This is a genomic window from Kiloniella sp., assembly GCF_048270245.1.
GTDB lineage: Bacteria > Pseudomonadota > Alphaproteobacteria > Kiloniellales > Kiloniellaceae > Kiloniella.
Genome location: NZ_JBLWTH010000008.1, coordinates 161,038 through 168,930, shown reverse-complemented (window position 1 = coordinate 168,930; position 7,893 = coordinate 161,038). Strand labels below are relative to the sequence as shown.

At 41.2% G+C, this 7,893-nt stretch carries 8 protein-coding genes; 3 read left to right on the top strand and 5 right to left on the bottom strand.

Annotation, left to right across the window (positions count from 1 at the left end; genetic code table 11):
• Positions 1-147: 147 nt before the first annotated feature.
• Complete coding sequence (locus ACN0W5_RS16740; protein ID WP_417455227.1) at positions 148-2,322, top strand: OsmC domain/YcaO domain-containing protein; 2,175 nt, start codon at positions 148-150, stop codon at positions 2,320-2,322.
• Between the two features lie 193 nt (positions 2,323-2,515).
• On the opposite strand, the gene ACN0W5_RS16735 is transcribed toward ACN0W5_RS16740, so the two are convergent.
• Positions 2,516-3,616, bottom strand: coding sequence for a 5-formyltetrahydrofolate cyclo-ligase (locus ACN0W5_RS16735; RefSeq protein ID WP_417455226.1), 1,101 nt, complete (start codon positions 3,614-3,616; stop codon positions 2,516-2,518).
• A gap of 316 nt (positions 3,617-3,932) precedes the next feature.
• On the opposite strand from ACN0W5_RS16735, the gene ACN0W5_RS16730 reads away from it, so the two are divergent.
• Entirely contained in the window at positions 3,933-4,229 is a 297-nt protein-coding gene (locus ACN0W5_RS16730; protein WP_417433195.1) for a hypothetical protein, read from the top strand.
• Positions 4,230-4,284: 55 nt separating this feature from the next.
• On the opposite strand, the gene ACN0W5_RS16725 is transcribed toward ACN0W5_RS16730, so the two are convergent.
• Genes ACN0W5_RS16725 through ACN0W5_RS16710 form a run of 4 tightly spaced genes read right to left on the bottom strand, consistent with a single transcriptional unit; the run spans position 4,285 to position 6,949 of the window.
• Positions 4,285-5,391, bottom strand: a complete 1,107-nt coding sequence (locus ACN0W5_RS16725; RefSeq protein WP_417455225.1) for a TonB family protein — start codon at positions 5,389-5,391, stop codon at positions 4,285-4,287.
• A 12-nt stretch (positions 5,392-5,403) separates the two neighbouring features.
• Entirely contained in the window at positions 5,404-5,832 is a 429-nt protein-coding gene (locus ACN0W5_RS16720; RefSeq protein WP_417455224.1) for an ExbD/TolR family protein, read from the bottom strand.
• The gene (locus ACN0W5_RS16715; RefSeq protein ID WP_417455223.1) at positions 5,829-6,245 is read right to left on the bottom strand and encodes an ExbD/TolR family protein; all 417 of its coding nucleotides are present in this window, start codon (positions 6,243-6,245) and stop codon (positions 5,829-5,831) included. Before ACN0W5_RS16715 ends, ACN0W5_RS16720 begins: the two co-directional genes overlap by 4 nt.
• A gap of 5 nt (positions 6,246-6,250) precedes the next feature.
• Positions 6,251-6,949, bottom strand: a complete 699-nt coding sequence (locus ACN0W5_RS16710; RefSeq protein WP_417455222.1) for a MotA/TolQ/ExbB proton channel family protein — start codon at positions 6,947-6,949, stop codon at positions 6,251-6,253.
• Between the two features lie 334 nt (positions 6,950-7,283).
• Between ACN0W5_RS16710 and ACN0W5_RS16705 the strand changes: the two genes are divergently transcribed.
• Positions 7,284-7,817, top strand: a complete 534-nt coding sequence (locus ACN0W5_RS16705) for a sigma-70 family RNA polymerase sigma factor (protein WP_417455221.1) — start codon at positions 7,284-7,286, stop codon at positions 7,815-7,817.
• Positions 7,818-7,893: the final 76 nt, after the last annotated feature.

The following is a 7,893-nucleotide window of genomic DNA, read 5'->3' as shown; positions in this document are numbered from 1 at the left end:
AGGTCGTAGGTTCAAATCCTACCCCCGCAACCAATTAAAACCCCGTAGCGAAAGCTGCGGGGGTTTTTTTGTCTCCGTGAAAGAGAAAAACGGAGATAAAGTAAATAATAGTCTAATTCATCATGCTTTCTGGAAAGATATAGGCTCATGGAAATCACTGTAAATTTTTTGGATAACCTTCGTCTTGAGGCTAAGTTTGATGACTTTACCGTAATAACCGACCAGCCTATTCGTTATAAAGGGGATGGAACGGCACCAAGTCCATTTGATTATTTTCTAGCATCTTCTGCACTCTGTGCCGCTTATTTTGTAAAGGTTTATTGCCTGTCACGTGATATCCCCACTGATGATATTAGGGTTTCGCAAAATAATATTATCGATCCGGAAAACAGATATAATCAAACCTTTCAAATTCAAATTGAATTGCCTGATGGCATTTCGGAACGAGATCGGGCAGGAATCTTAAGGTCCGCTGATCGTTGCACAGTCAAAAAAGTTATCCAGGAAGGTCCGGACTTTAAAATTGACCCCGTGGAAAATCTGGATGATGCATCGCTGTTACAAAGTTATGAGAGCGATGGTAACACGGTTATTTTGGGAAAAGACCTACCCTTGGAAAAGACCATTGCCAATATGACGGCGATTTTGTCCGATATTGGTATTAAAATTGAAGCTGCATCCTGGCGAAATATTGTTCCGAATGTCTGGTCCCTTCATATCCGCGAAGCTGCGTCGCCGATGTGTTATACCAATGGGAAAGGGGCAACTAAAGAAAGTGCTCTCTGTTCCGCATTGGGTGAATATATTGAACGGATTAGCTGTAATTTCTTTTATAATGACTATTACTTTGGAGAAGAAATCGCGCATAGCGAATTTGTCCATTATCCCAATGAAAAATGGTTTAAAGCCGGACCTGATGATGCTTTGCCGAAAGGTTTGATGGATGAAGTATGTCTGCAGCTTTATAACCCTGATGGTGAATTAAGAGCGTCGCATTTAATTGATACAAACTCTGGGCTTGTTGATCGCGGTATTTGTGCTTTGCCCTTTATACGCAGTTCTGACCAAAAAACTGTCTATTTTCCATCAAATCTGATTGAAAATCTATTTGTTAGTAATGGTATGAGCGCCGGCAATACGTTGTATGAAGCGCAAGTTCAATGCCTATCTGAAATATTCGAACGCGCGGTTAAACGAGAAATCATTGAGGAAGAGATTGTTCTTCCGGATGTACCAAAGGAAGTTCTGGCAAAGTACCCGCATATTCTGGCCGGCATTGAAGAGCTAGAAGATAAAGGCTTTCCTATTCTGGTCAAAGATGCATCCTTGGGGGGGCGGTTCCCCGTTATGAATGTCACGTTGATGAACCCGAAAACAGGGGGCGTTTTTGCATCCTTTGGGGCGCATCCCAGTTTTGAAGTGGCTTTGGAACGTTCTCTCACTGAATTATTACAAGGTCGCAGTTTTGAAGGCTTGAATGACGTGCCACTTCCGACATTTAGCAGTCATGCGGTGAAAGAACCTGGGAACTTTGTCGAACATTTTATTGATTCGACTGGTGTTATATCATGGAAATTCTTCAGTAAAAAACAAGACTATGATTTCTGTGAATGGGACTTTAGTGGCACGACAGAGCAAGAAAATGAGTGCCTGATGAACATCCTCAAAGATCTGGGGAAAGAAGTTTATATTGCGACATACAATGACTTTGGCGCAACGGCATGCAGGATTTTGGTGCCAGATTACTCTGAAGTATATCCAGCAGAAGACTTGATCTGGGACAATACAAATAAAGCCCTGATATTCCGGGAAGATATTTTAAATATTCATTCCTTAACTCATTCGGAACTAGAAAGTTTGCTCGAGCGATTAGATGATTCTGAGCTGGACCCCTATACGATAATATCCAGCATGATCGGCATTGAATTTGATGAAAATACCGTTTGGGGCAAGCTGGATATACGTGAACTGAAGATATTGATATATCTTGCTTTGGAAGAATATGAAGAAGCAAAAGATGGTATTGGTGACTTCTTGAATTTTAATGAAAACACCGTGGAGCGGGTTTTGTTTTACCGGGCAATGGACGCCGTTCTTGATATTACGCTTGATGACGACTTAAGTATTGATGACTTTCTTCCCAACCTTACAAGAATGTATGGCTCTGAGGTCATGGATAATGCTGTGGGCTCTGTAACCGGGGATGTTAAATTCTATGGGTTAACAAAGACAAGTATGAAACTTGAAGGTTTGGACAAGCACCTTAGGTTGATTGAAAGTTACAAAAAACTGCATAAAGCACGACAAGGTAAGGTAAATTAACGGACGATGATAAATTTCAGATAACTAGACTAGGGGGTGAACTCAATTAATCTAAGACCTTATAGAGAAAAGGTATAACATATTTAGAAAGTTTGCCCCTTTTATTCTCAAATCAACAATATTTTTCCCTGGTGATGGGGAGATATCCTTATCACCAGAGGCATCAAATAATCTTATACGTTTTACAGATCATCTAAGAGCTTGTGAGTTGCTTTATGATCTCTTCGTAAGTATCCAGCATATTCTGTAAATCCAGCGCTACATCATTGTTCTCAACCCTAGGTAGAGTGTCTTGAATTATTTGTACGCTTTGATGATGAATGCTTTTAAGGTGAACGAGGGCTTGATCTGGGCTGGCAGGGAGGGGGGAAACCTTTGCCTTGGTCATAGGTTTGTCCGAGTTTTGATCCTGTCCTAACCTGCTTATATGCTGTGAGAGCATCTGGCTAATCTTGTTTTTAGCATCAGAAATCTGTGTCAGGGCGTGATTGGACAATTGGCCGTCAGGTTGCTTGGAAAGATAGGTAATGATTTTTAATCCTTCCAGTTCGTTTTCTCGAAAATCATTTAATAGTGCGATTAATTCAGATTGGCTTTTATACCCTAGATATACAGGATCAACTTTGTGCATAAAGCAGGGGGGGGATGAATAGTTATCAAGGTTGGCTGTGTCAGTTGGTATTCGTTGATTTGGTTTTTTGAATATTGAACAGCCTTTCTCTGTCACGATAGCGTCCATGGGAATATCATGTGGTTGGGGATAAATCGTCTCTAGATGCCCAGAAGAATAGCCTACGCCGATGGACAAGGGGCGTGTGCTAAGGGATGCTAATGTACGGTCAAAGTAACCACCTCCATAGCCTAGGCGATAGCCTTCGTTATCGAACCCTACCAATGGTACAAGTGCAATTGTTGGGGTGACAAGAATACGTTCTTCGGGCATCGGAATATCCCAAATACCCCGTACCATTTTCATTCCAGGGTGCCACGCCCAAAATTCTAATGGCTGGTTTTTCTCTACAACTACGGGTAGGGCCGCTGTAGCGCCGTTTTCGAGAGAATCCCTAACCAAATCCAGAAAGTTGATTTCGCCTTCAAAGGGCCAGCAGAAACAAATACAGGCTTTTTTTAATAGTTCTGGTTTTTGTAATTCAGGGAAATTATGACGAAGGTGATCACTAACTATTTTTCTTATGTTTGTTCTTTGGGAAACCGAGAGCTCTTTGCGTAGCGATCGTAACTCTAATCGCTTGGTTTTTCGCCAGTTTTGAACTGTTTTCCAGTCATTCGTCATGATTTGTTCTCCTTGGTTACTGAAAACGTCCGGATTTAAGGATTTACCTAAATTTTTTCACTCAGAGTCAAATCTTATTGTATCGAATGAGCGACTTTTGATTTTACTGAAAGAGCAGCTTTTCAGATCAATCTGCGACCTATTGAAATGTTTTGTTCTATGAGAGCTTCGTATTATGATTTGTTGACGTTAGGAAGGCCAGATAACAGGGGATTTATAAAAGGGTTCTTGAGGAATGGGGGAGACACAATCTTCTTTTGTTTTAAATAATTTTACCTATATTACTTTTATGTGTTTTTTGTGGTTGGTTTTGGCTATGGCTCATTCATCAATAACATCAGGTAATTCGAAAGCTTTTATTGTTACTTCCGTTGATAAGCTTTATCGTTCTGAGAGCTTTCGACAGGGCTACGATGATTATCGACGCGGTCTTCCCTTTCTTTATCCAAAGAAGGGAAAAGGGCCCAACGCCGGACAAAAAAGTTCTGAACAGGCTTATGAGACTGGGCGTCAGTTTGCTGCCTGGTTGGGAGAAAGCTTTTATCAATCAAACTTAATCTGTTTAAGAACTAAATTCTCAGAAGCAATAAAGTCAAAAACTGTTGTTTTATAACTACATAAATAAAATTTCTTTTGTATTGAATTAAGATACTTTAGCCCGTTTAATCTTAATTTTTTAAGTTAAAATGAACGGGGATTTGACGGGTCATTTGTGGCTCTGTAATACTCGCAGGAAATTGCGGAAAGGGAGCTGACTTTTCGACCATCTTGGTTGCTGCTTGATCTAACAGAGGGAATCCTGAACTTTCAAGTATCTGGTAGCTTTTAAGTTTTCCTGATGCTAACAACGTAATTTCTACGAGAGTTACGCCCTGCATTTGCCGACGTTTTGCTTTCCGTGGGTAACGTTTGTTCCGTGCCAGTCGTATTTGTACAGCTTTCCAATAATCACCCGTGGCTTTTTGTCCTGCACCACTATTACGATTTTGTTGGCTGCTGCTACCTGTATTTGCACTTTTTGTCGAAGTAACGCCTTTTTGCCCGGATGATCGTTGATTATCACTCGTGAGGCCGCTATTCGTAGCCTCGACAGCTTCTTTATGGCTTCCTGTGTCCGCCTGTTCTGTCGGCTGTGGTGTCGATGTCTTTTGGGGGGCGGGCTTTTCCTTTACCTTCTGCTTTTGTTGCGTCTGTTCTGGTTGATTATAGACAGGAGGCTTTGGTTTAGGCTTGGGCTTTTGGACCTTTGCAGTAATGGGGGGGGGGGCTGCTTTAGGTTCCTGATCAATAACGGTCTCGGCGGGTTCAGTTTGTGTAGGTGCTGGTTCTGGTGGTGTTTTTGATTTCGGTATCGTATTTTTTATCGTGTCTTGTGATATCTCTGGTGCTTCTTTGGGCGCAGGAACGATGGTTTCTGTTTGTGGTTCGGAAATGTAATCTTCTTCAACAACCTCTGTTTCTTTGGGAATATCCCGGATAAGGTCATTACGTTCAACCTTTTCGACTGGTTGCGTTATCTCTGGTGTTGTTTGAGATTCTTTCTGGTCGGTCGCTTCTGGATTATCTTTCGAGATAGTTTCTCCGAAAGCGGCGGCTTCTGCACCCGGTGCTGAAGATAGGGAGACAACGATACTTCCCCCGTCGTTACCATCTTCGAAACCTGCGTGTTGTGTATGGTTAACTATCAAACCCGTAATGGTTAGCCCGCATAGAAGAAATAGGCCAAAGATGGTAAGAAGCTTTTCAAACAAGCCATTGCGTATGGTTAGCTCCACGATCGTACCTTCTTAACGTACGGTTGCCAGTGCAACCTGTTCGATTTTCATTTCTTTTAACAGGGAAAGTATTTTAATGACGTCCGTTGTGTTTGTTGATTGATCTGAACGAATGGTTATCGGACGTATGCTAGGGGGCTGCGGCGTTGTGATCTGGTCATCGTTGCTATTGTGTTTTTTTTGAATAACGGTTTTCAGTTTCTCGAATTTAACTTCTTGATCTTCAACCATAATTTGGCCTAGTGCTGATATGTGGATAATTAATGGTGTTTCCTGTTTAGGGATATCGGCCTGTGCCTTTAACGGTGTTATGTTAAAAGGCAGTGTTTTTTGAAGTGAACCTGCGATCATGAAAAATATTAGCAACAGAAAGACAACATTGATCATTGGCAATGTGCTTTCCGTTAATTCAGATGTATTTTCGTTTTGCCTTATTTTCATGGTTTTGCATGCTCAATCAAGGTTAAATCAAGCAGCCCCAATGCCTTGAGATCCTGAAGGAGGTCAAGGGTGTTTTGCATTTCTACGCCATCGTCGACAGAGATAAATACTTTGATTGTATCTAGGGGAGAGGTTTGTGTTGTGACTAACTGATCCAAATCACTTTGGCTGATTGTTTTCGCGCCATGTTTGATCAAACCATTATGAAAAAGAGATAGTCGGATTGTTTCTTTAGGTGGAGACGAAGGTGGTGATGTACTTGTTTTGTCTTCCTGGCCTTGAACACTAAGTTCTCGCCAATCCAGAAAACTGGACGCGAGCATAAAAAAGATCAGCAGGATAAAGACGACATCAATCAAAGGGGTCAGACTGATCACAGGCAATTTATCTGTATTTTCACCATTCAGGCGCATAACGTTTATTCGGCTGCAAGGTTAACAGTATTGTTAACAGTATTTGGTTTTAGACTGTGAATATGTAACCCGGTCATTACCGCTGTACCTGTTTCTTCCAGCCGACGTGTTGTTTTCTGGATTACACTGTTGAGCCAGATTTGTGCCGCAGTTGTCGGAATAGCGACCACCAGACCAATGGCAGTTGTCAATAAAGCCAACCATATACCCCCGGATAGAATAGCGGGGTCAACCTGATTACCCGCAGCTTCCATCTGTCGGAAAGCATCTATCATGCCCAATACAGTTCCAAGTAACCCCATGAGAGGGCTGAGAGCTGCAACAGCACCAATAAAGCGAATACCGGATTTAAGGCGTTCTAGGACGCCAAGAGAGAGTTGTTCCATCTCTGTTTCAAGGGTTTTGTCATTCAAACCCACAGTTTGGGCACGTTCCAGTCCCAATGTAACCAGTTGAACCGCTGGGTGGTGTAAGTTTTCCAATGTACGAATGGCTTCGGGAATTTCTCCTTCCCTTAGGTGAACACGCGCCTGTTTCAATGCTTTGGTTTTCCAAAGTCCTGAGCGCCAAAAAACAATAACCTTATAGAAAGTTACAACTGCAGCTGATACTGCCATACAGGCAAGAACCCAACCCACACTACCGGCTGCATCAATTACTTCTATTAGAGACCAAAGGGCCTCAGTTTCCGTAGTTTGCAACATGGATTTTACTCGGTTTTAAGGTTGAAAGAACTTTTGCGACTCTAAATAATAGTGATACTCATTATCAGATAAATTAATTAAAGCAATAGAATTTCTTGTTTTTAGGGAGTGAATTTTATTTTTTATATGCCCTATTTATATGAGATAGTTCCCATAAATCGTTGATAATAATAATTTTAAGTGGGAAATGAAAATTATATAATAATTATTATTTTGGAAATTTTCAAACCACAGGAAAATAAATCACAACCTCAGAGTGTTTGACATTGACAAGTGTTTTTCGTAATTGAAAGTCATTCGCAATTACTGTGTGTTTTCGCTTCAGGTTAAATTTATGAGTTCTATCGTCCACCAACATAACCTGTTGCAGCTTTTTATGCTTCATCGAAAAGAATTGCTTGGTTATGCAAATTCGATTGTCGGGGAACGGCATGCTGCAGAAGATGTAGTGCAAGATGCTTATTTTCGTGTGATTGGGGTGGAAAAAAGAAAACAAGATGATGTAATCCAGAAAGAGCCGGTTGGGTACCTTTATCAAATTATCCGAAATTTATGTTTGGATACATTGCGCAAGAAAACACGAGAAAATTCGTATATTCGAGAAGAAGATTTATCAATTATTTCACCCGATACAGGGAAAATTTCACCTGAACAACAGGCCGGGGCACGTCAGGAGTTGGTTGTTCTACGTCTGGCGTTAAATGAACTACCAGAAAAAACAAGACTTGCCTTTGAGCTCCATCGTTTCTCTGGCTTAAAGCTGTCAGATATTGCTGACCAACTTGAAGTCTCGTTGGGCACTGCTCATTCCATGGTGGCGAGCGCTTTAGAACACTGTAAAGAAAGCATAAAAAGACAAACTCAATAAAAGTAATTAAAAGAAAATTTGAAAAAACAATGCGTTAATGCGTTGTATATATAAGGCCTTATACAGCCATAGCAGA